This window comes from Sneathiella litorea (genome assembly GCF_009882915.1).
In the GTDB taxonomy this organism is placed as follows: domain Bacteria; phylum Pseudomonadota; class Alphaproteobacteria; order Sneathiellales; family Sneathiellaceae; genus Sneathiella; species Sneathiella litorea.
Map to the genome: position 1 here is coordinate 683,097 of NZ_WTUW01000001.1, position 20,047 is coordinate 703,143.

Below are 20,047 nucleotides of genomic sequence, written 5' to 3' on the forward strand. Positions count from 1 at the left end.
GGGTATGGAACAAAGGACTAGCTATGTCTGCTTCCAACAATCTCCCGATGATCATCCCCTCGAAACATGCTTGGAACCACTGTCGAATAATTGGACAAAAACGACCGTTGCTTCCTAAACATGTTTGGGCAATTAGAGTCCGGCTTGAGCTTTCAAAACGGTTGCGTGACCTGGCATTGTTCAATATGGCCATCGACAGTAAATTGAGAGGGTGTGATCTCGTTCGATTGAGAGTGGCGGATGTCTTCTCGGCTGGTTCAGTCAAAGAACGCGCCTCGATTTTGCAGAGCAAAACGAAAACACCTGTTCGATTTGAAATCACTAAAGGGACAAGGATCTCCGTTTCTGATTGGATTGCTCATCCGCTTATGAGTGGTCATGACTATTTGTGGCCTAGTCGGTTCCAAGACCGTCCGCACATCTCGACGCGACAATACGCACGAATGCTAAAAGACTGGGTGATGTCTATTGGACTTGAACCTAGTGCCTATGGAACGCATTCGATGCGCAGAACCAAGGTTGCACAAATCTATAAAAAGACGGGCAATCTCAGAGCAGTTCAGCTTCTACTTGGCCACACAAAAATGGACAGTACCGTTCGTTATCTTGGAGTAGATTTGGAAGACGCACTAGCCATTTCTGAAGATGTCGAGATCTAACTGCCTGTTGGGTCGGTTGAACAACCGGCCCAAAGCAGTCGTTTTAGCCCTATTTGTTTTGTACTTTGAGTTTCTCCAAAACTGACTTTTCGACATCAGCGTAGCTTGCAAAATGGAACCCTGTTATGTTTGAAATATGACTATATTGGTATCTCTTTCTGGCCTTCCTGGAGTGGGCAAGACAACTCTAGCGAAGGAATTGGCGGCGAAAGTCATAGCCATCCATCTACGGGTAGATTCCGTTGAGGCAGCATTGAAGAACAGTTCCCTGAGAATCCATCCAGCTGAAGAAGCAGGCTACTTGGTAATAGCTTCTGTCGCGATAGACAATCTCTTACTTGGCTTTGACGTAATCGCGGATACGGTCAATCCAATTGATATATCGAGAAAATTATGGGCTGAAACTGCCACCGCTGGCGAGGCTCACCTGTTGAACGTTGAGGTGGTTTGCTCTGATCTATCCGTTCATCACGACAGAGTAGAGAAACGTGAAAGTGACATCGAAGGCCTCGTTGTTCCCAACTGGAGAAAAATAACCAGTCGAATATACGAACCTTGGCACGAAGATCGTTTAATTGTGGATACCAGCATAGATTCAATCGAAAAATGTGCAGTTATTATAGCAGATGAAATGGCAAACCTGCAGCCCACAATTTCTTAGGCTTGGGCGCATTTCGGACTTAGGCAACGGCAGCGGGCGTTTGTTGCTATCGAATTGGGTATTTATCTGATTGACTGCTTAGATTGCAGACTTATTACGAATGTTCTATCAAGAATGCGCTACCTCCTGCATAGACTGAGAATTTCGTGAAACCGATATCCATTTCAAATAAAGAAGCACGCCAGCTTTGGCTTTCATCGCAAGGGTTAGGCGATGCTCCAACCGGACCGCTAGATGTACTGGGGATCATAAAGAAACTTGGTTTTGTACAGCTTGATACGATACAAGTTGTTTCGCGAGCGCATCATCATATTCTTTGGAGTCGCAATCAGCACTACCGCGAACCCATGCTTGATCAATTGCTTGGACAAGACCGGTCTATTTTCGAGCACTTCACCCATGATGCATCAGTTATTCCGATGGACTATCTTCCGATGTGGCGCCGCCAGTTTCGACGTAAAAAGGAGCAGATGGATCGCCCAGGATGGTTAAAAAACCCACCTGATAAATCTATTCGCAAAGCCATATTAGAACGCATTCGCAAAGAGGGACCATTGTCGACACACGCCTTTGATACGAAAGCTGTCGGAGAGAAGAAGATGTGGTCACGTCCACCGCATAAACTTGCGCTGGACTACATGTGGTACAGCGGCGAACTTGCGACTTGCCACAGAGCGAATTTCACCAAATTCTATGATCTGGCAGAACGTGTCTTTCCTGCGGAATTGCACCGTACCAAAATGAGTGATGAAGAGCAGATTGACTGGTTATGTCGTGCTGCCTTGGATCGAATGGGTTTTGGTACTGTTGGTGAAGTTCAAAGATATTGGGATGCGTTGAGCGCCACAGAAGTGCGCGACTGGCTCGCTCGTTCGGATTCAACCCTTCAAACTGTTGAAATCGAAACAGCGCAAAGAAGCAGGATTACTGCGTTTGCACTTGCGGACATAGAAGAAAGAATAGATGTTTTGAAGCCTGCCACTAGTCGGCTTCGTATTCTCAATCCTTTTGATCCAGTTATTCGCGATCGGGATCGCTTATCTCGTTTGTTTGGTTTTGAGTATCGGGTGGAAATGTTCGTGCCAGAGGCTAAACGCATTTGGGGCTACTATGTCTATCCAATCCTAGAAGGCCACCGGTTTGTTGGTCGCATAGAAGTAAAGGCGGATCGCAAAAACTCTTTTCTAAACGTGATCAACTTTTGGCCTGAAAAAGGATGCCAATGGCCCGGCAGCCGTTACCAGAAACTGACATCGGAGTTGGAACGTATGAAGAAATTTGTCGGAGTCAATGACGTTGTCTGGACTGTGTAAGTACATGATACAAAGATAAGCAAACCGCCCAGATTGACAGCGGCACTTCCGGCCCTTAGCGGACATTGGCATCCAACATGCTAACTCTTTGCTAGAAAAAATATCCAGACAGTTGGGCAACCGACACTTTCATCGCCCGTTCTTAGTCTCTACAATAGGTTCAAACAACTATGGAAGTATCAATGGACGACTATGAAATTGTCATCGAAAACTGCAACAGTATCGACACTGCAAACATTGGCGTGAAAAAGGGATGTTTGAACATCAAGTTTGGACCCAATGGGCTTGGAAAAAGTACGATCGCCAAAGCAATAGTTAGCCAAGCCCGTGACGATGGTACTTTGGCAGATCTTGTACCTTTCAAGAGCCGTGGAAAAGCCGATGCAGCGCAGCCAAAGGTTGATGGGATTGGGGATATCAGTTCTGCGCTTGTTTTCGATGAAGCATACGTTAATTTGTTTGCTTTTCAGCAGGATGAGGTTGTCAAAAACAGCTTTGATATTTTCATCAAAACGCCTGAGTACGACACAGCAATGGCTGACATTGAAAAGCTCTTTGATGGTATCAAGAAGGCCTTTGCAGATCGCCCAGAAATCGAACAAACGACAAAGGATCTCAAAGACCTTAGAGATGCCTTCGGTAAGCCTAACAAAGATGGCTCAATCGCGAAGTCCAGCAAAGTGCTCAAAGCATTTGGTTCAGGCAATAAGATTGACAACATTCCAGATGCGTTGATGCCGTTTGAGATGTTCGTGAAGAGCGCCAACCCATCAAAATGGATAGGGTGGCAGATCAAAGGCAAGGAGTTTCTAGAGTTAGGAGATACCTGCCCCTATTGCGCAACTGAACTGCCCAAACCTGAGCAAAAGGAAACAGCACTGGCCGTTGCCAAGGAATACGATGCGACAGCCATCAGTCACCTCAACAATTTGAAGGAAGTCATCGAGCGTTTGGGAAAGTACTTTAGTGATGGTTGCCAAGAGAACTTAGCAAAGATCACAAAAGCAAAAACGGAGCTGACTGCACCGCAAAAAAGCTTCCTGAGTGATCTCAAAAATAGCATTGAAGCGTTGATCCAGCAGCTAGATGGGCTGAGAACAATTTCATTCTTTTCGCTCCGCGACGTGGATGAGATCGACAAGAAAATGCCCCTTTTTAAAATTGACCTTGGTATGATTGATAAGCTCGATTCCGATCAGACTCGGGCAGTCACCGACCCGATAAATGCCCAATTGGATAAGCTGATTGAGCAAGTCGGCAACCTCAAAGGTCAGATCAACAAGCACAAAGCGAAGATCAAAAAAACCATCGAAGAGAACCAAGATAGCATCAATGGGTTCTTGAAGTCTGCGGGCTACAAGTACTCCGTGCAGATCATATCTGAACCAGATTCTTACAAGATGAAACTGATCCACGAAGACCTATCAGAATTCGTCGACTCTGCCTCAGCACATCTTAGCTACGGCGAGAAGAACGCTTTCGCTTTGGTACTCTTCATGCATCAGGTGATTAGCGAAGACCCCGACATCGTCATACTAGACGATCCGATCTCATCCTTCGACAAGAACAAGAAATTTGCGATCATACATCAGCTGTTCAGGCGGAAAGGTAGTCTTCGAGATCGGACTACCTTGATGCTTACTCACGACATTGAGCCAGCTATCGATGTCGTCAAAGGCATGGCTCACAAATTTAAAGACCCGAAGCCATCAGCGACTTTCCTCTCTTGTCGGCAAGGCGAGGTCAAGGAAACGCTAATCACAAGCGATGACATCCGCACATTTGCAAAAATCTGCAAAGACATCCTGTCGGAAAACATCGACGATGTGATCAAAGCTATTTACCTACGTAGGCATTATGAAATTTTGGACAACGTAGGATTAGAGTACAATCTTCTTGCTAGTTTGTTCAAAGGGCGGGCGGTTCCGACTTTAGCAACCGCAACTGAAAATCGTGACATGACAGCACAGGAGAAAACCGACGCCGAGACTAAAATTAAGACACTGATACCATCATTCGCCTACGATGCATTGGTACAGCAGGTTGGTGATGATGAAGTGATGAAGGCGAAATTCCTTGGAACTGACGTTGGATACGAGAAAATCCAACTGTTCAGGATCATCAGAGGCAAGCATCAAGACGACATCATTTCGAAATTTATCAATGAATCGTACCACATCGAAAATGAGTATGTTATGCAACTCAACCCCCACAAGTTTGAGAGCGTGCCAGAATATGTCGTTGAAGAATGTTCTAGGCTCTTGCAGGACGCGTAGTGCTCATAACGCATTGTTTTAGCTGAAGCATTAACCTAAAATAGGCTAGAAGTTAGAAAGTTGGGATCATGGCGACGACAGAAAAAAAATCGATGAACCTCGGCTTAACCGCAGCGAAGACGGCAAAGAAGGACGAGTTTTACACACAGTATGTCGACATTCAGAAGGAAGTTGAGGCGTATCTTGAGTATGACCATGATACGTTTCGCGACAAGACGGTTTACTGCAACTGTGACGATCCCTTTGAAAGCAACTTTTTCAAATACTTCGCAGCAAACTTCAATCGGTTGGGCCTGCGTAAGCTGATCAGCACTAGTTATGATGGTTCCTCCATTGCCGGTGGGCAAGTTACGTTTGATGAGTACACTGCTGGTAACGAGGAGCGTGAAAAGCCCAAGGCTATTTGCGTAGAGATTGAAGAAGTAACTGACTTCGACGGAGACGGGGCAGTCGGGATTGAAGACGTCAAATTTTTTCTGGAAAACAACCCGCATTCCCATAGGCCTCTCGAGGGAGGTGGTGATTTTAGAAGCGAAGAATGCATTGAATTGCTCGCCGAAGCAGACATTATAGTTACGAACCCGCCATTCTCTCTCTTCCGAGAATACTTAGATTTATTGATGGAGCACGGAAAACAAATACTGGTGATCGGAAATATGAATGCGATCAAGTACAAGGCTGTTTTTCCTCACATTCAAAGCAATCGCTTGTGGCTTGGTCCGAGTATTTCTAGCGGAGATCGTGAGTTTCAAGTTCCTCAGAGTTACCCGCTTAACGCCGCCGGTTCGCGTGTTGGCGATGATGGGAATAAGTATATCCGAGTAAAGGGTGTGCGATGGTTCACCAATCTGGACCATGGGCGAAGGCATGAACCCCTGAATCTTATGTCAAAGGCCGACAATCTCAAATTTAACAAGAAACTTGAAGGGAAGCTGGCATATGAAAAATACGAAAACTATGATGCAATAGAAGTCCCATTCACTGCGGCCATACCTGCTGATTATGATGGCATTATGGGGGTTCCCATCAGTTTCCTAGATAAATACTCGCCGGATCAGTTTGAAATAATCTGGCAGGCGAGTGGAAATACGCGCGCATCCACTCCTCAAGATATTTTGATCCGAATGGGTTATTCGCGCCACAAAGATGATCGCGGAGGCTGTTCGATCCTTGGCGGCAAACGCACCTATGATCGAATTTTTATAAAGGCGAGACGTTGAGTTAATGCAAACATTATTAGAAACTGAAATTTGCGTCGCAAACATTTGCGAAGGCTTCTTGTTTAATCAGCTCGAAGGCAAAGGGCTGTTCGGGTTGGCGGGCAAACTCACGATTCAGCCAGAGTATCAGCGCAACTACATCTATGCGGAAGACAACGGCAAACGTGAACAGGCAGTCATTGAGTCCCTGTTGAAGGGGTATCCGTTGGGGTTGATTTACTTCAACAAAGTGGGTGACGAAAAGTTCGAGGTTCTGGACGGCCAACAACGCATCACCAGCATTGGACGGTTTGTCACCAATAAATTCGCTATCATGGATGGCGAGAACCCCAAGCTCTTTGACAGCCTTCCGAAGGACCAGCAGGCAAGAATACTCGATTCAAAAATGCTGATCTATGTTTGCGAAGGTACGGAGACCGAAATCAAACAGTGGTTTGAGACGATCAACATCGCAGGCGTTCCGTTGAAACCTCAAGAACTGTTAAATGCGATCTATTCCGGCCCGTTTGTGACACTAGCAAAGGCCGAGTTCAGCAACAGCCAGAATGCAAATATTCAAAAATGGTCGACTTATATCAAGGGTAGTGCCAACCGGCAGGACTACCTTGAACGCGCTTTGGATTGGGTCAGCAAGGGCGATGTTGGGACCTATATGAGCAGCCATCGTACAGACAACACCATCACCGAATTAAAGAGCTATTTCGACAGCGTAATCGACTGGGTTTCGAGCGTCTTCACGGACGTTGAGAAGGAGATGCAGGGACTAGAATGGGGGAGGCTGTACGAAAACCACCACAAAACATCCTATGATCCAGCCGCCGTTTCCGCAGAGGTAGTGGAGCTGTACGGAGACCCCTTTGTTAAAAACAGGCGTGGGGTGTTTGAATATGTTCTAGGCGGGTCTCAGGACTCTAAGCTTTTGGACATTAGGGTTTTTGATGAAGCCATGAAGCGGTCTGTTTATGAACAACAAACCAAGGCCGCAAAAGCAAAGGGTACGTCGAACTGTCCGCATTGCGCGTTAGGCCACGACGCTAACAAAAGTAAGATATGGTCGATGAAGGAAATGGAAGCTGACCATGTCTCCGCTTGGAGCAAAGGCGGTACAACTTCTGTCAAAAATTGTGAAATGCTTTGCAAGACTCACAATCGTGCCAAGGGTAATCGGTAAAAAGGGTCGCAGTGGGCTTTACGCAGAACAATTTCGTGTTGGGCGTTCGCTCCGCGAACGTCAGCTTTCCGCCCATGATAAGCGTTCGTTGGTATACTTTTTATAGATGCTTCGGGCCAAACTGAAAAGTTTTTCATGGTCATACGCCACTTCCGCTTTTCTACGCTTCGCAGATACTAAGTCATGGAGGGTACCATGGCATATAAGGGGGATAATTAGGGGGATATAAAAACTATTTTGTCATATTATATATTATTATTCAGTAGATTATCTAACATAAATGGTGCCGCTGGGGTGACTCGAACACCCGACCTACGCATTACGAATGCGGTGCTCTACCAACTGAGCTACAGCGGCACATCGTGAATTTCGGCAACATATAGTCTGTCTCGAAAAGAAGAGCAAGCGTTTCGTACGGCTTACCCCAATTGCCTCGCGATTAACGGTCAGCGCTGATCTCGCGGACGATCTCTGCCTCGATCACATCAGGATTATGTGGTCCTCTGTCCGCAGTTTTCCAGGCAAAACTATCAAAGCTGTCGCAGGCTGGACAATGAGCTTGCCATTTTTCTTCCTGACGTCCGCAGGAGTTGCAAATCCAGAGGGGGTCCTGCGGTGCAAGTGAGCTTTTCACAATCCACTCGCGCGCGGCGAAGGCATCGGCATTCGCCTTTTCCTCCAATTCCGCCAGCATTCGAAAAATACTTGCCGACGGATTGTCGCCTCCTGCCCTCATCAGATGTTCACGCGCCGGAGCCCAGTTATTGGAGGCGAGAGCAGCCTTGGCCAGCATAAGATGTGTTTCAACATGATCGGGGTTATGTGGTGCCACAGTTTCTTTCGCCCGCCGGAACCAATCAGAAGGTTGCTCGCCAGATACAGAGCTGCGTATCGCTTCTGCAAGATCACGATGCGGCGCGTGTTTCCAGGCCTCTCCGATCAGCTTATGCAATTTGCGTGTCGACCCCTGTTCCGCCGTCAATTCAACATCTAGCACGGCAGCCGGCACAAAAGTCGGGGCTAGCTCATGCGCTTGCTGTGCAAGCGAAAGAGCCTTTGCCGTTTCTTTTTCTTTCATGGCAGAAAGTGCCTGTTCATACGTAATCACTGCCTTCGCGCGCTTGACCGCATCGCCTTTCGCGCTCTTTCCGCGAGCAAGGCGCGTGAGCGCACTCTCCGCCCCTTCCCAGTCGCGGAGTTTCAGGGCCAGTTCATAGAGTTCTTTCAGAACCCAGGAAGTGCCGGGCCGCAACTCATCCGCCCTCTTCGCAAGATCTCGCGCTTTTTCGAGATCTCCTTCCTTGATCGCCCGGTTTATCAACCCTCGAAGACCCAGAAACTCCGTATCATCGCGGGACATCATGCGGTCATAATAAATACTCGCCGCTCGATTATCCTCGTTGAGCTCAGCGGCCTGTGCCGCCAATAACAGCGTCATCGGTTCACCCGACAGATGCTTTTCAGCGGCGACGGCCTGGCGACGGGCCTCTACTGCATCTCCGGCGGCGATGGCGACCATCCCGCTTGAAATTGCCTCAAGGCCCTTGTTACGGCGGCGTGCAGAGAAAATAGCGCCAATACGACCGGGTCCATGTTTCAACCAGATCCAGAACCGGTAAATAAGCGCCACAAATACCGCAAAGACAAAGGCGAGCGCCCCGACAATAATTACTGAAGTCTCCACCACATAACCGCCCCAGGTCAGGCGAACATCGCCAGGGTAGTCGGAGAGCCAAACCGCGGCCACCGCGATGACAACAATTAGGGCAAAGACAAGGATTGTGCGTATCATGTCAGGCCCTCTAGTTAGACGTTGGCTTGGAAATGGCTGTCGTCGTTGCTTCCTGCAGCAATCCAGCAATGGAACTTTCGACGGTTAGCCGGACCTTCGCTTTCTCGAGCCAGGGGGCGGCCACCTCCTTCGCGGCACCGGAGAGCTTTTCAATTTCCGTGACAGCCTTGTCGAGATCATTGTTCGCAAGGTCCCGCTCAGCGCGGGCGACCACGGCATCCACATCACTCCCCTCGACATCATCGACACGACGGAACTTGACAGCAGACGCTATACGGTGGAGCGCCTGCCCGTACCAGGTTTCCTCAGACGGAAGCCGCGCCGCCTGACTGATATCCGACGCAATCTCGGCGAAATCTTTCTGTAGATTTGCCAGTGTTGGCGCACCAACCGGGGCAATCGGTTGCAGCTTTTCAATTGTCCCCTCAAACTTATCATTGGCGACAGCAGCAACCTGTTTCAGACCATTTTCAAAAGGGTCGCTTCCGCGGGTCTCCCGTTGAAGCTGACCGATGGCGAGAAGCATCAGGGTCCGCTGATTTTCCGCTACATCCTCAGACTTGCTGGCAATCTCCGCTTTCAGTGTGCCTGCAAGCGAGGAAAGCTGCTGCGCCTGAGATTTCACGGCCTCCCGATCACTATCAATCGTGGTTTCCAGACTGGTTATTTGCGTTTTTATATCCAGAAGCGCCGTTTTAAGGTCGACAATCTGGTTCTGGATTTCCGGGCTAGGATCGGTAACCACCGGATCCGCATTCTCCAGCTCGCCAAGACTCTCGCGCTGCTGGGTTAGTTGCTCCAGCGCGGCAGAGAGTTTCTTTTGCTGTTCCGCAAGTTCACTTGAAAGTCCGCTGAGTTCTTCTTTTAGCGATTTCGAAACTTCCGCGAGCCTGCCATCATCCACAGTGCTGCCTGCGTCCGCCGCCGGTGCCTGCTCTTCAATTTTAGCAATTCGTTCCGACAGGGCGTTATAATCCGATTTCAGGTTGTCCCTCACGGCCTCAATCGCCGCCGTTGCATCCGACATATCCGCCCCAGTTGCCTTTCCGAACTGGCCGGAAATGATCGCCGCCGTTTCCGTCGGCAGATAAGGTTCCACTTTTGGGTACAGAAGCGGCCATGCCGCGAGACCAAGACAAAACACAGCAAGCAATAACAGAAGAACAAGGCCAGTACGGGATTTCGGCGCCACCGGTTCTGCTTTCACAGGCGATTCTGTTCCCGCTGCATTGTTGGTATCCGCGCCGGTTTCCTCTTTCATTCTACTATCCGTACCGGCAGTAGGTACGGCGGTTTTGCCTTCACCCTTGGTCTTGCCAGAATTTTTATCGGACATGTTTCGCTCCCTTGGCAAATCGGCATTATCTTCCTGATTCCTAGCTTGGCTGACAGCCGCAAGCAAGGCAAGCAGGTTTTCCTGGTCGGGCGTCGCCGCTACATGGATGCCCGCAAAAGATAGTGTTTCAAGTTTTCTAGCCACGGCCTGACTTAAACAATAGGCCGTTATATTTTTCATATGCTGCGCAAGGCCAGCCGCCGTCACGAGGTCGACAAAGATGGCTGCCGTTCGCGGGGAATAAAATAGCACGACCGGAAGGTCGCCGCTTTTTATCTCCCTAACAATCTTTGCATCAAGAGAGGTGACCGGCAACGCTTCATACAGGACGATGCGCTCGCACTGAAATCCCTTTTCCGAAAGCATGCCGGAAAGATCCCCTGCAACTTCGGAACCGGCGACATGAATAAGTCGGCCGTTCTCCGGCTGGCAGTCAGCAATCACCTTAGCAGCCAGCGAGTTGACGTCACCGTCCGCCGCAGCAACATCCGTAAAGCCTTCATGACGCACCGCCTCGGCCGTTGCGGCACCAACGGCCAAAACCTTAATGTCCCGCGACTTCAACGCCGGACCAAGCGCCCTTGCGCCATTCGCACTCGTTACAAGCAATGCCTGGGCACCGGTGATATCCACCTGCTTGCCGCGAAAGGTTTCGATATGCATCATCGGCGCAAGTCGCGTTTCGTGTCCCATCTTTTTCAAAATGCGGGCAAGACGGCTTCCGTCCGGTTCGGGTCTGGTAATCAGTATTTTCATTACAACTCAGTTTACAGACCAAAAGACATATTGGCACCCCTTGCCTGATTCTTTAGATTATGGCCAATGTCCTGGCCAAGTTTAACGGCATCGGCGATATCTCCGCGCCCACCAGCATCCAGCCGGATAGAACCATCCTCCGCAAGCAGGCTCGCCTGTAAATTAAGGCTATTGCCGTCAACGAGTTCCGCATAGCCCGCGATGGGCGTGTGACAGGAGCCATCAAGCACCTCCAGCATGGCGCGTTCACAAGAGATTCGAGACTGACTGACCGAATCATTGATTGGCGCGAGCAGTGTCGCAACCTCCTCATCCGCCTCCCGGCGTTCTATCCCGATCGCGCCCTGCGCCACCGCAGGCAACATATCCTCGACGTTGAGAAGTTCCGTAATCACACCTTCATTGCCAAGGCGCTTGAGTCCGGCCAGCGCCAGCATGGTGGCCGCCGCCTGCCCTTCCGCAAGTTTGCGAAGCCGCGTCTGGACGCTACCGCGGAAAATACCCACCCGAAGATCTGGGCGCCGGTTAAGTACCTGCGCCTGCCGGCGAAGGCTGGATGTACCAACAAGCGCTCCGGCAGGCAACTCGGCAAGACTCTTCCCTGTCGCAGAAATAAAAGCGTCACGCGCATCTTCACGTGGCAGGATACAATCGATAACAAGGCCAGAAGGCAACCGCGTCTCCATATCCTTCATGGAGTGCACGGCGAAATCTATCTTGTTTGAAAGCAAAGCCTCTTCTATCTCCTTAACGAACAGGCCCTTGCCACCGACCTCCCTGAGGGCGCGATCCTGAATTTGATCACCCGTTGTCTTGATGATAACGATTTCCAGCTGCGCCGGGTCAAGAGCGTCCTTATGCGCCTCTAAAAGTCGCGTACGTGTCTCCTCAGCCTGCGCAAGCGCGAGCGGGCTTCCCCGGGTTCCAATCCTGTATTTTTTGACAAAGGTCATGTTGCGGGATATTCCGTCAGATGTTAGAGCCAAATGCACTTTTGCACTGCCCTTGTAATAGATAACAAATGCCAAACAAACAAGTCATCGTCCTCGGGCTGGAAAGCAGCTGCGATGAAACAGCGGCCGCGGTCGTGACGGGGGAGAAGAAAATTCTCTCAAACGTCGTCCTGTCGCAAAACGACGCCCATGCCCCATTTGGCGGCGTGGTGCCGGAAATTGCTGCGCGCGCCCATGTAACCGAGATGGATCGGCTGGTTGATCAGGCGATGACCGAGGCTGGAGTGTCCTATTCCGATCTTTCCGCTGTGGCGGCGACAGCAGGGCCGGGGCTTATTGGCGGCGTTCTTGTCGGGCTGATGACCGCGAAGGCAATCGCCTCGGTCGCGGGCGTACCGCTGATCGGTGTCAATCATCTGGAAGGTCATGCGTTGACAGCCCGGCTTACAGACGATGTAGCATTTCCCTATCTCCTCTTACTGGTTTCAGGCGGACATTCGCAAATTTTGGTGGTCGAGGGTGTGGGGCAATACCGGCGTCTCGGGACTACGATTGACGATGCGGTGGGCGAAGCGTTTGATAAAACCGCGAAAATGCTTGAGCTGGGTTTTCCTGGCGGCCCAGCTGTTGAAAAGGCTGCGGCAAAAGGCAATCCGGATCGATTCGATTTTCCCCGGCCCATGAAGGGGCGTGAAGGATGTAATTTTTCCTTCTCCGGACTTAAGACAGCCGTTCGGCAGGCGCATGAAAAGCTGGGGGATGCTGCCAGTGATACGGACATTGCCGATCTCGCCGCCAGTTTTCAGAAAGCGGCAGTGGATAGCCTGATAGACCGGGTCGCAAAGGCGCTTGAACAATTTATCGCAGATTATGGCGAGGGCGGAACTCTGGTCGTTGCGGGTGGTGTTGCCGCTAATCAATATTTGAATGGTGCACTTGGAGGACTCGTGCATAGCAAGGGGGCTGCGCTGAAAGTACCGCCACCAAAGCTGTGCACCGACAATGGCGCGATGATCGCCTGGGCGGGGCTCGAGCGTTTAAACGCCGGATTTACGGATGATCTGGACCTGATGGCACGCGCCCGATGGCCGCTGGATCCCAATGCGGAGCCCGCTCCCTTCGCAGGATATAAAGCTTAAAACACAAAACTGGAATTTTGGAATGACAGAAGACGAACAGAAGCAGGCCGCCGCAGAAAAGGCCGTCGAGTATATCAAAGATGGCATGGTTGTCGGCCTTGGCACAGGATCCTGTGCAGCTAAGATGGTTGACCTCGTAGGCGCAATGGTTGCAAAAGGCCTGAAAATCACCGGCGTGCCGACATCGGAAGCAACGGCGACACAGGCCCGCAATCTTGGTATTCCTGTCGTCGGCCTGGATGAGGTGAACGTCATTGATCTCACAATTGACGGCACCGATGAAGTAGACCCGCAAGGACGCCTGATCAAGGGCGGTGGCGGCGCGCATCTCAGGGAGAAAATCGTTGCCTCCCTCTCAGACAGGATGATCGTGATCGCTGAGGCGAAGAAGAAGGTCTCGCAACTCGGCGCCTTCAAGCTCCCGGTCGAGGTTGTCCAGTTTGCCGCGCCGGCATTGAAGCCCCGGCTTGAAGCGCTCGGCTCAACGCCAACACTCCGCCTCGCAAAAGACGGCACCTCCTTTACCACCGATGAAGGCAACTATATTTACGATTGCGATTTTGAAAAGATTGATGAACCGGAAGATCTGGCCCTGACCCTCAGCACGATGCCGGGTGTGGTCGAGCACGGCCTGTTTATCGGTTTCGCCGATATTGTCCTGATTGGAACAGATGCGGGTGTTGAGGTCATCGAGATAGCAGACGAGCCAGGCGGATGACAAAGATTAATGTTATTGGTGCAGGCGCGTGGGGAACGGCGCTGGCGATTGTCGCAAGAAAATGCGGTAATGACGTGCTGCTCTGGACGCGGCAGGCAGACCATGCGGACGCGCTAAACCGTGAACAAACCAACCAAAAGTATCTTAGAAATGTCCCGCTTGCCCCCGGTATAACTGCGACAAGTGATCTGGCCATTGCGAGCGATGCAGATATCCTCCTGCTGGTCGTGCCAGCGCAACGGACCCGTGAAATCCTCACCCGCCTCAAGCCGTCGCTTGCGCCTGAGACCGTTTTAATCATGTGCGCAAAAGGGATCGAGCAGGACAGCGGCCGCCTGATGAGCGAGGTGGTGCAGGAAGTAACGCCGGACAATCCTCTCGCAATCCTGTCTGGGCCAAATTTCGCGCGGGAAATTGCTGTTGGGCTCCCGGCGGCGGCTACTCTTGCTACAGAAAACAAACAGATCGGCGAAAAACTTGTCGATGCCGTCGGCCTTCCGACGTTTCGTCCCTATCTTACGGATGATGTCGTTGGCGCGCAGATAGGCGGTGCGGTCAAGAACGTTCTGGCCATTGCTTGCGGTGTTGTATCGGGCGGTAAGCTTGGCGAAAATGCGCGCGCCGCCCTGATTACGCGGGGTATGGCGGAAATTTTGAGACTGGGTGAAAAACTTGGTGCGCGAGCCGAAACATTGATGGGGCTTTCAGGGCTGGGTGATCTGGTGCTGACCTGCAGTTCCCCCATATCCCGGAACTTTTCACTTGGTGCAGCGCTCGGTCAGGGAGATATCCTTGGCGAAATCCTGCAACAACGCACGGCAGTGACCGAAGGAGTCTACACCGCCTCCGCCATCTGCCGTCTCGCGGAGAGATTCAATATTGAGATGCCAATATGCTGCGCGGTAGACGAGATTTTAAATGGCGGCGTTGCCGTTTCCAGCGCTGTCGAGGAATTACTGGCCCGGCCGTTCCGTGATGAGCGGCTTGCAGGCTTTTCACCAGAGAAGGAGAGAAAATAATGCTGTTCATAGCTCACTGCACGGACAAGGCGGATCATTTACAGGTTCGACTGGATACCCGGCCCGATCATCTGGAATTTCTAAAGGCCAAAGGGCAAGCGCTTAAGCTCGCGGGCCCGACACTGGACGCAGACGGAGAAACGCCGGCCGGCAGCCTGCTGATTTTCGAGGATGCGGATCTGGACACCGCAAAAGCCTGGGTTGCCGAGGACCCCTATGCCGCCGCGGGCCTCTTTGAAAATGTCATTGTCAAACCCTGGAAACATGCCATCGGTGACGGCATTTAAGCGCCTTGGCGCTAATTGCGTTTCCCATAATATTATGATGTAGTGGCCACCGTGAATAATAATAAAAAACCAAAAAGGTGGTCACATGCTGTTTTCAGAAGAGCATATCGCGCTCAAGAATACCGTCACCCGAATAATTGACGAACATATCAATCCGAATGTTGACGCATGGGAGAAAGAGGGGATGTTCCCCGCCCATGAGGTCATGAAACGAATGGCGGATGCCGGACTGCTAGGCATCGGAAAGCCCGTGCAATATGGCGGGCTGGATCTCGACTTTTCCTACGAAATGGTTTTTGCAGAAGAACTTGGCAGCATTCGTGCAAACGGGGTTTCAACCTCGATTGGTGTACAGACAACCATGTGCACCCCGGCGCTCACCGAATATGGAAGCGAAGAACTGAAACAGGAATTTCTGGTGCCGACAATCGCTGGCGAACTGGTTGGCTGCATCGGTGTGAGCGAGGAATCGGCGGGCTCTGACGTTGCCAATACCCGCACCCATGCGAGGCGCGATGGTGACGATTATGTCATCAATGGATCCAAGATGTGGATTACAAACGGGGTGCAGGGCGACTGGATCTGCCTTTTGGCGAATACGTCGGAGGATGGCGGCCCGCACCGGAACAAATCGCTTATCATTGTGCCGCTCAAAACCAAGGGGGTTTCAATCGCCCGAAAGCTCGACAAAATGGCGTTGCACTGCTCCGACACCGCGCAGTTGTTCTTCGATGATGTCCGCGTCCCGGTCCGCAACCGGATCGGCGAAGAGAACATGGGCTTTACCTATCAGATGCGACAGTTCCAGGAGGAAAGATTGTATGTGGCAGCCCGCGCGCTGCGTGGCTGCGAGATGGCGATCGAAGATACGATTGAATATACAAGCCAACGCAAGGTGTTTGGTGAAACGCTCCTCGACAAGCAGATTGTGTATCACAAAATGGCGGAATTGCAGACTTTGGTCGAATCCGCCCGATCATTGCTTTACCGCTCAGTCGAGGAATATATCAACGGCAACGACGTGACCAAGCTTGCCTCCATGACCAAATATCTCGTCGGCACCCTCTGCAATAAAGTTCCGAGCGAATGCTTGCAATATTGGGGCGGACAGGGCTTTATGTCAGAGAACTGGATTTCCCGTGGATATCGCGATCTGCGCTTGTCTTCAGTCGGTGGCGGTGCAAATGAAATCATGCTCGAAATTGTCGCCAAGCAGATGGGTATTTTTCCGGGTAAGCGCAAAAAATAGGAACCTTGATGCAATACTGGCTAGTAAAATCAGAACCGGGGACATGGTCCTGGCAGGACCAACTTGACGCAGGAGAGGATGGCACTTTCTGGGACGGGGTGCGGAACTATCAGGCGTCGAACAACATGAAGGAAATGAAAATCGGCGACCTTTGTTTCTTCTACCACTCCGTCAAGGAGAAACAAATCGTCGGTATCGTCGAGGTGATCAAGGAATATTATCCCGATCATACCGATGAAAGGGGACGCTTTGGCATGGTTGATGTCAAGGCTGTTAAATCTGTTCCAAACCCGGTAACGCTCGCGGATATCAAGGCTGAACCGCGCCTTGAAAATCTTGCACTGGTCCGTCAGAGTCGCCTTTCCGTGGTTCCGGTGGACGAGCCATCATGGCACCTGATTTGCAAAATGGGCGGCCTCTAACCGGCTTCCCCTTTCCAGATTTCCCCGCGATGTGCTTGACGGACCTATGGGCACACCATAGTATTTTAGGCATATATTCGTGGGGGGACCTGGTATGGACAACCAGATCAACGAAGTAACGATTGTCGGAGGCGGAACAGCGGGATGGCTTACGGCCGCCTTTTTTGTCCGCTTCATGAATCTGCGCAACAAAGAAAACCCGACCAAGGTAACCCTTATCGAATCACCGAATGTGCCTACCATCGGCGTGGGCGAAGCGACAGTGCCGACAATGCCGGCGTTACTGAAAAGCCTCGGGATTTCTGAGAAAGAATTTTTTATACGGTGTAATGCCTCCTTCAAGCTTGGGGTGCGCTTTACCAACTGGAACCATGATGAAAAGGGACGGAGCACCTCCTTTATTCATCCGTTTGAAGCTATCCGAACACAGCTTGGCGGCCAAAATCCGGCATATCATTTCCATAAGTACGGCGGCCCCCCGGGCCGTGAAAACCTCGATGATTGCATGGCGTTCAGCGGATCCGCCATCAAGGCGAAACTTGGCCCCAAATTGCTGACCCATGGGGATTTCGACACCAGGTTGAATTATGCCTATCATCTGGATGCCGGAAAATTTGCAGAGTTCCTGCGGGAGATATCAATCGAACGTGGTGTAAATCATGTCCTTGATGACGTCGAGGAAGTGGAGCAGGACGAGCGCGGATACATTTCTGCCCTTAAATTACAGCGGCAGGGTCGCCGACCTGTAGAACTGGTGATCGATTGCACCGGGTTTAAAGGTGTCATTATAAATCAGGTGCTTGGCGTTCCCTTTAAGGATTACAGCAAATATCTTCTGAATAATCGGGCGCTGGCCGTTCAAGTTCCCCACCAGGATGTCCGCCAGATTGAGCCATGTACAAACTCGACCGCATTGGGCGCTGGTTGGACCTGGCGGGTCCCGCTTTATAACCGGATCGGTACCGGCTATGTTTTTTCCAGTCATTTCCGTTCTGATGAAGAGGCTCGCGATGAGTTTCTCAAGCATCTAGGGGATGATGCCAAAGATGCCGACCCCCGCGTCATCCCCGTCCGTATTGGCCGAATGGAACGGGCGTGGGAGAAGAACTGTATCGCGATCGGACTTTCCGCCGGCTTTATTGAACCGCTGGAGTCAACTGCGATCTATATGATTGAGAATTTTGTAAAACTTCTTTTGATTAACTTCCCGGATAAAAGCTTCGCGCCTATCCTCGCCAAACGGTTCAATGAGACAACCGAAAAGATGATGCAAGCCATTCGGGATTTCATCATCCTGCACTATTGCACGAATAATCGCGAGGACAGCGAATACTGGCGGGTGGCCCGCGAGGAAATGGAGGTTCCGGACAGTGTTAAGGAACTTCTCGACGAATACCGACACACCTTACCGATTAACACAGATTTTGATGGCGTATATCTGTTTAACTACTTCAGCTATAATGTCATTCTTTTCGCTAAAGGGTATTTAAAGGATATTCGTTACCCGGCTGAACGATTTATTGACCGAAAAGACTGGGAACAACGGATGGCTGACTTCATCCGGTATGAACAAAAACAACTTGCCGGATTACCCAATCATTATGAATTGCTCCGGAAAATACGGGGGGAGGATGAGGTCGCAACGCCGCAGGGAGGCTTTACTTTTGGTGGCGTTAATGGACCTGTCTTCGGAAGCCAGCCCAGCAATTATCAAATGCCGCAAGCGACAGTGCAAATAGGCGCTTCACAAATAAAGCCAAGCATCAAATTTGCCTTGAAGAAAGACGAGAAAGAAATGGAAAAGGACGACCTCTCCGGCTCTCATATCCTCTAAACAAAGCCTCATTCCTGAAAGCAGTTGGCGATAGGCATCTTATCGCGTAAAGTCGCCAGCCGCCCTTGGTTATCCTACGGAAGTCGTCATGTCCCCTACTAAGTCACTGCCGGGTCAAGCGTCAAATTTGCGCGCCTATTTGCTCCTTACTCTCACGACAACATGCTGGGGAATGAATGCCATTTTGGGTCGCCTTGCCGTCGGGAACATTTCGCCAATGGCGCTGGTTTGTTTACGCTGGTTACTCGTTGTCGTTATACTGTCCCTTGTCGCGCATCGACATCTTCGTCGTGACTGGCCTATTCTTAAAAAGCATTTCGGCTATATGCTTGCAATGGGAGCCTTCGGCTACACCGGCTTTAATATGCTATTTTATCTCGCCGCCCATTCAACAACGGCTGTCAACATTGGAATTATTCAGGGATCTATTCCTGTTTTCGTTCTGATAGGCGCCTTTCTAATCTTTCAAACCAAGGTTTCCTTACTTCAGTATATTGGCGTGGCAGTGACGATCATCGGGGTGGGGATTGTCGCATCGGGTGGCTCCTTTGCGCGCCTCGCCAGATTTGAGATTAATGAAGGGGACGCCCTGATGCTGGCAGCCTGCGTCCTGTATTCCGGCTACACGGTAGCGCTTCGCTACCGACCAGACATATCAACGCTATCCTTTCTCTATGTTATGGCGACCGCTGCGTTCTTTACGTCCCTTCCGTTTATTTTTGTTGAAATCGAAATGGGGTATTTCCTGGCGCCGACGGTCAATGGCTGGATTATCGTTGCTATCGCGGCTCTCTTTCCGTCTATCGTCGCACAAATATCCTTTATGAACGGCGTAAGCATACTAGGGCCCGGGCGTGCCGGTATTTTTGTCAATCTCGTGCCAATTTTCGCATCAATTTTCGCGGTTACGCTGCTCGATGAGCCATTCGAGATATTCCACGGCGTGGCGCTAGTCCTCGTATTGTTCGGAATCTGGCTATCTGAACGGGGAAAACCAGCCTGACAGTTTCAGCTATCAGAAATCGCTAACAATGCCTTTACGTTCCCAATCACCATAGCGTGTCGGCTCTAAGCCGGAGGGACCACCAATTTCGCCCGTTGCCTGCTTTTGCTTGATAGCGGGTTCCTTCTTGTCTTTCTTCACGGAATCGCTATCCGTCTTTTTTTCTGTCATCTGCTTGATTAATCCAAAATACTGTTAAGGTTGGAATACATTTGCTTCCTCTTGCCAGTATTTCTGAT

Annotated in this window: 18 protein-coding genes and 1 tRNA gene; 14 read left to right on the forward strand and 5 right to left on the reverse strand. The window is 50.7% G+C overall.

Features of this window, described 5'->3' with window-relative positions; translation table 11 throughout:
* Positions 1 to 23 precede the first annotated feature (23 nt).
* The 6 genes from GQE98_RS03345 (at position 24) to GQE98_RS03370 (ending at position 7,300) form a co-directional block, all read left to right on the forward strand.
* A complete protein-coding gene (locus GQE98_RS03345; RefSeq protein WP_202526057.1) occupies positions 24 to 659 on the forward strand; it encodes a tyrosine-type recombinase/integrase in 636 nt (211 codons plus the stop codon).
* Positions 660 to 795: 136 nt separating this feature from the next.
* A complete protein-coding gene (locus GQE98_RS03350; protein ID WP_161314116.1) occupies positions 796 to 1,320 on the forward strand; it encodes a P-loop nucleotide/nucleoside kinase family protein in 525 nt (174 codons plus the stop codon).
* 146 nt (positions 1,321 to 1,466) lie between these two features.
* The gene (locus GQE98_RS03355) at positions 1,467 to 2,633 is read left to right on the forward strand and encodes a DNA glycosylase AlkZ-like family protein (RefSeq protein ID WP_161314117.1); all 1,167 of its coding nucleotides are present in this window, start codon (positions 1,467 to 1,469) and stop codon (positions 2,631 to 2,633) included.
* 182 nt (positions 2,634 to 2,815) lie between these two features.
* Positions 2,816 to 4,909, forward strand: a complete 2,094-nt coding sequence (locus tag GQE98_RS03360; protein ID WP_161314118.1) for an AAA family ATPase — start codon at positions 2,816 to 2,818, stop codon at positions 4,907 to 4,909.
* Positions 4,910 to 4,977: 68 nt separating this feature from the next.
* Positions 4,978 to 6,129 (forward strand): adenine-specific methyltransferase EcoRI family protein, encoded by a 1,152-nt coding sequence (locus tag GQE98_RS03365; protein WP_202526058.1) that lies wholly within the window; start codon positions 4,978 to 4,980, stop codon positions 6,127 to 6,129.
* A gap of 4 nt (positions 6,130 to 6,133) precedes the next feature.
* The gene (locus GQE98_RS03370) at positions 6,134 to 7,300 is read left to right on the forward strand and encodes a GmrSD restriction endonuclease domain-containing protein (protein ID WP_161314119.1); all 1,167 of its coding nucleotides are present in this window, start codon (positions 6,134 to 6,136) and stop codon (positions 7,298 to 7,300) included.
* A gap of 281 nt (positions 7,301 to 7,581) precedes the next feature.
* On the opposite strand, the gene GQE98_RS03375 is transcribed toward GQE98_RS03370, so the two are convergent.
* The 4 genes from GQE98_RS03375 to hemC all read right to left on the reverse strand — a co-directional run bounded on the left by GQE98_RS03375 (position 7,582) and on the right by hemC (position 12,137).
* Positions 7,582 to 7,657 (reverse strand) — tRNA-Thr (locus GQE98_RS03375).
* Positions 7,658 to 7,739: 82 nt separating this feature from the next.
* Positions 7,740 to 9,092: a heme biosynthesis protein HemY gene (locus GQE98_RS03380; protein ID WP_161314120.1), complete on the reverse strand. Its 1,353-nt coding sequence runs from the start codon at positions 9,090 to 9,092 to the stop codon at positions 7,740 to 7,742.
* Positions 9,093 to 9,102: 10 nt separating this feature from the next.
* Complete coding sequence (locus GQE98_RS03385; protein WP_161314121.1) at positions 9,103 to 11,184, reverse strand: uroporphyrinogen-III synthase; 2,082 nt, start codon at positions 11,182 to 11,184, stop codon at positions 9,103 to 9,105.
* Between the two features lie 11 nt (positions 11,185 to 11,195).
* Positions 11,196 to 12,137 (reverse strand): hydroxymethylbilane synthase, encoded by a 942-nt coding sequence (gene hemC, locus GQE98_RS03390; RefSeq protein WP_161314122.1) that lies wholly within the window; start codon positions 12,135 to 12,137, stop codon positions 11,196 to 11,198.
* 68 nt (positions 12,138 to 12,205) lie between these two features.
* On the opposite strand from hemC, the gene tsaD reads away from it, so the two are divergent.
* The 8 genes from tsaD (at position 12,206) to GQE98_RS03430 (ending at position 19,808) form a co-directional block, all read left to right on the forward strand.
* Positions 12,206 to 13,276, forward strand: coding sequence for a tRNA (adenosine(37)-N6)-threonylcarbamoyltransferase complex transferase subunit TsaD (tsaD, locus tag GQE98_RS03395; protein WP_161314123.1), 1,071 nt, complete (start codon positions 12,206 to 12,208; stop codon positions 13,274 to 13,276).
* Positions 13,277 to 13,298: 22 nt separating this feature from the next.
* On the forward strand, positions 13,299 to 13,994 hold the full coding sequence (gene rpiA, locus GQE98_RS03400; protein WP_161314124.1) for a ribose-5-phosphate isomerase RpiA: 696 nt from the start codon (positions 13,299 to 13,301) through the stop codon (positions 13,992 to 13,994).
* A complete protein-coding gene (locus tag GQE98_RS03405) occupies positions 13,991 to 15,013 on the forward strand; it encodes an NAD(P)H-dependent glycerol-3-phosphate dehydrogenase (RefSeq protein ID WP_161314125.1) in 1,023 nt (340 codons plus the stop codon). Before rpiA ends, GQE98_RS03405 begins: the two co-directional genes overlap by 4 nt.
* Complete coding sequence (locus GQE98_RS03410; protein ID WP_161314126.1) at positions 15,013 to 15,300, forward strand: YciI family protein; 288 nt, start codon at positions 15,013 to 15,015, stop codon at positions 15,298 to 15,300. The genes GQE98_RS03405 and GQE98_RS03410 overlap by 1 nt, the downstream gene beginning before the upstream one ends.
* A gap of 85 nt (positions 15,301 to 15,385) precedes the next feature.
* Positions 15,386 to 16,549 (forward strand): acyl-CoA dehydrogenase family protein, encoded by a 1,164-nt coding sequence (locus tag GQE98_RS03415; RefSeq protein ID WP_161314127.1) that lies wholly within the window; start codon positions 15,386 to 15,388, stop codon positions 16,547 to 16,549.
* Between the two features lie 8 nt (positions 16,550 to 16,557).
* On the forward strand, positions 16,558 to 16,971 hold the full coding sequence (locus tag GQE98_RS03420; RefSeq protein WP_161314128.1) for an EVE domain-containing protein: 414 nt from the start codon (positions 16,558 to 16,560) through the stop codon (positions 16,969 to 16,971).
* Positions 16,972 to 17,065: 94 nt separating this feature from the next.
* Entirely contained in the window at positions 17,066 to 18,805 is a 1,740-nt protein-coding gene (locus tag GQE98_RS03425; protein WP_161314129.1) for a tryptophan halogenase family protein, read from the forward strand.
* Positions 18,806 to 18,893: 88 nt separating this feature from the next.
* Entirely contained in the window at positions 18,894 to 19,808 is a 915-nt protein-coding gene (locus GQE98_RS03430) for a DMT family transporter (RefSeq protein ID WP_161314130.1), read from the forward strand.
* 12 nt (positions 19,809 to 19,820) lie between these two features.
* On the opposite strand, the gene GQE98_RS03435 is transcribed toward GQE98_RS03430, so the two are convergent.
* A complete protein-coding gene (locus GQE98_RS03435; RefSeq protein ID WP_161314131.1) occupies positions 19,821 to 19,979 on the reverse strand; it encodes a succinate dehydrogenase assembly factor 4 in 159 nt (52 codons plus the stop codon).
* Between the last annotated feature and the right edge of the window lie 68 nt (positions 19,980 to 20,047).

What these genes read in the sequence shown, in the direction of transcription:
- GQE98_RS03345 (WP_202526057.1), top strand. Translation starts at nt 24, where the DNA reads ATGTCTGCTTCCAACAATCTCCCGATGATCATCCCCTCGAAACATGCT.
- GQE98_RS03380 (WP_161314120.1), bottom strand. Translation starts at nt 9,092, where the DNA reads ATGATACGCACAATCCTTGTCTTTGCCCTAATTGTTGTCATCGCGGTG.
- GQE98_RS03385 (WP_161314121.1), bottom strand. Translation starts at nt 11,184, where the DNA reads ATGAAAATACTGATTACCAGACCCGAACCGGACGGAAGCCGTCTTGCC.
- tsaD (WP_161314123.1), top strand. Translation starts at nt 12,206, where the DNA reads ATGCCAAACAAACAAGTCATCGTCCTCGGGCTGGAAAGCAGCTGCGAT.
- GQE98_RS03370 (WP_161314119.1), top strand. Translation starts at nt 6,134, where the DNA reads ATGCAAACATTATTAGAAACTGAAATTTGCGTCGCAAACATTTGCGAA.
- rpiA (WP_161314124.1), top strand. Translation starts at nt 13,299, where the DNA reads ATGACAGAAGACGAACAGAAGCAGGCCGCCGCAGAAAAGGCCGTCGAG.
- GQE98_RS03410 (WP_161314126.1), top strand. Translation starts at nt 15,013, where the DNA reads ATGCTGTTCATAGCTCACTGCACGGACAAGGCGGATCATTTACAGGTT.
- GQE98_RS03425 (WP_161314129.1), top strand. Translation starts at nt 17,066, where the DNA reads ATGGACAACCAGATCAACGAAGTAACGATTGTCGGAGGCGGAACAGCG.
- GQE98_RS03430 (WP_161314130.1), top strand. Translation starts at nt 18,894, where the DNA reads ATGTCCCCTACTAAGTCACTGCCGGGTCAAGCGTCAAATTTGCGCGCC.
- hemC (WP_161314122.1), bottom strand. Translation starts at nt 12,137, where the DNA reads ATGACCTTTGTCAAAAAATACAGGATTGGAACCCGGGGAAGCCCGCTC.
- GQE98_RS03360 (WP_161314118.1), top strand. Translation starts at nt 2,816, where the DNA reads ATGGACGACTATGAAATTGTCATCGAAAACTGCAACAGTATCGACACT.
- GQE98_RS03350 (WP_161314116.1), top strand. Translation starts at nt 796, where the DNA reads ATGACTATATTGGTATCTCTTTCTGGCCTTCCTGGAGTGGGCAAGACA.
- GQE98_RS03435 (WP_161314131.1), bottom strand. Translation starts at nt 19,979, where the DNA reads ATGACAGAAAAAAAGACGGATAGCGATTCCGTGAAGAAAGACAAGAAG.
- GQE98_RS03420 (WP_161314128.1), top strand. Translation starts at nt 16,558, where the DNA reads ATGCAATACTGGCTAGTAAAATCAGAACCGGGGACATGGTCCTGGCAG.
- GQE98_RS03365 (WP_202526058.1), top strand. Translation starts at nt 4,978, where the DNA reads ATGGCGACGACAGAAAAAAAATCGATGAACCTCGGCTTAACCGCAGCG.
- GQE98_RS03415 (WP_161314127.1), top strand. Translation starts at nt 15,386, where the DNA reads ATGCTGTTTTCAGAAGAGCATATCGCGCTCAAGAATACCGTCACCCGA.
- GQE98_RS03405 (WP_161314125.1), top strand. Translation starts at nt 13,991, where the DNA reads ATGACAAAGATTAATGTTATTGGTGCAGGCGCGTGGGGAACGGCGCTG.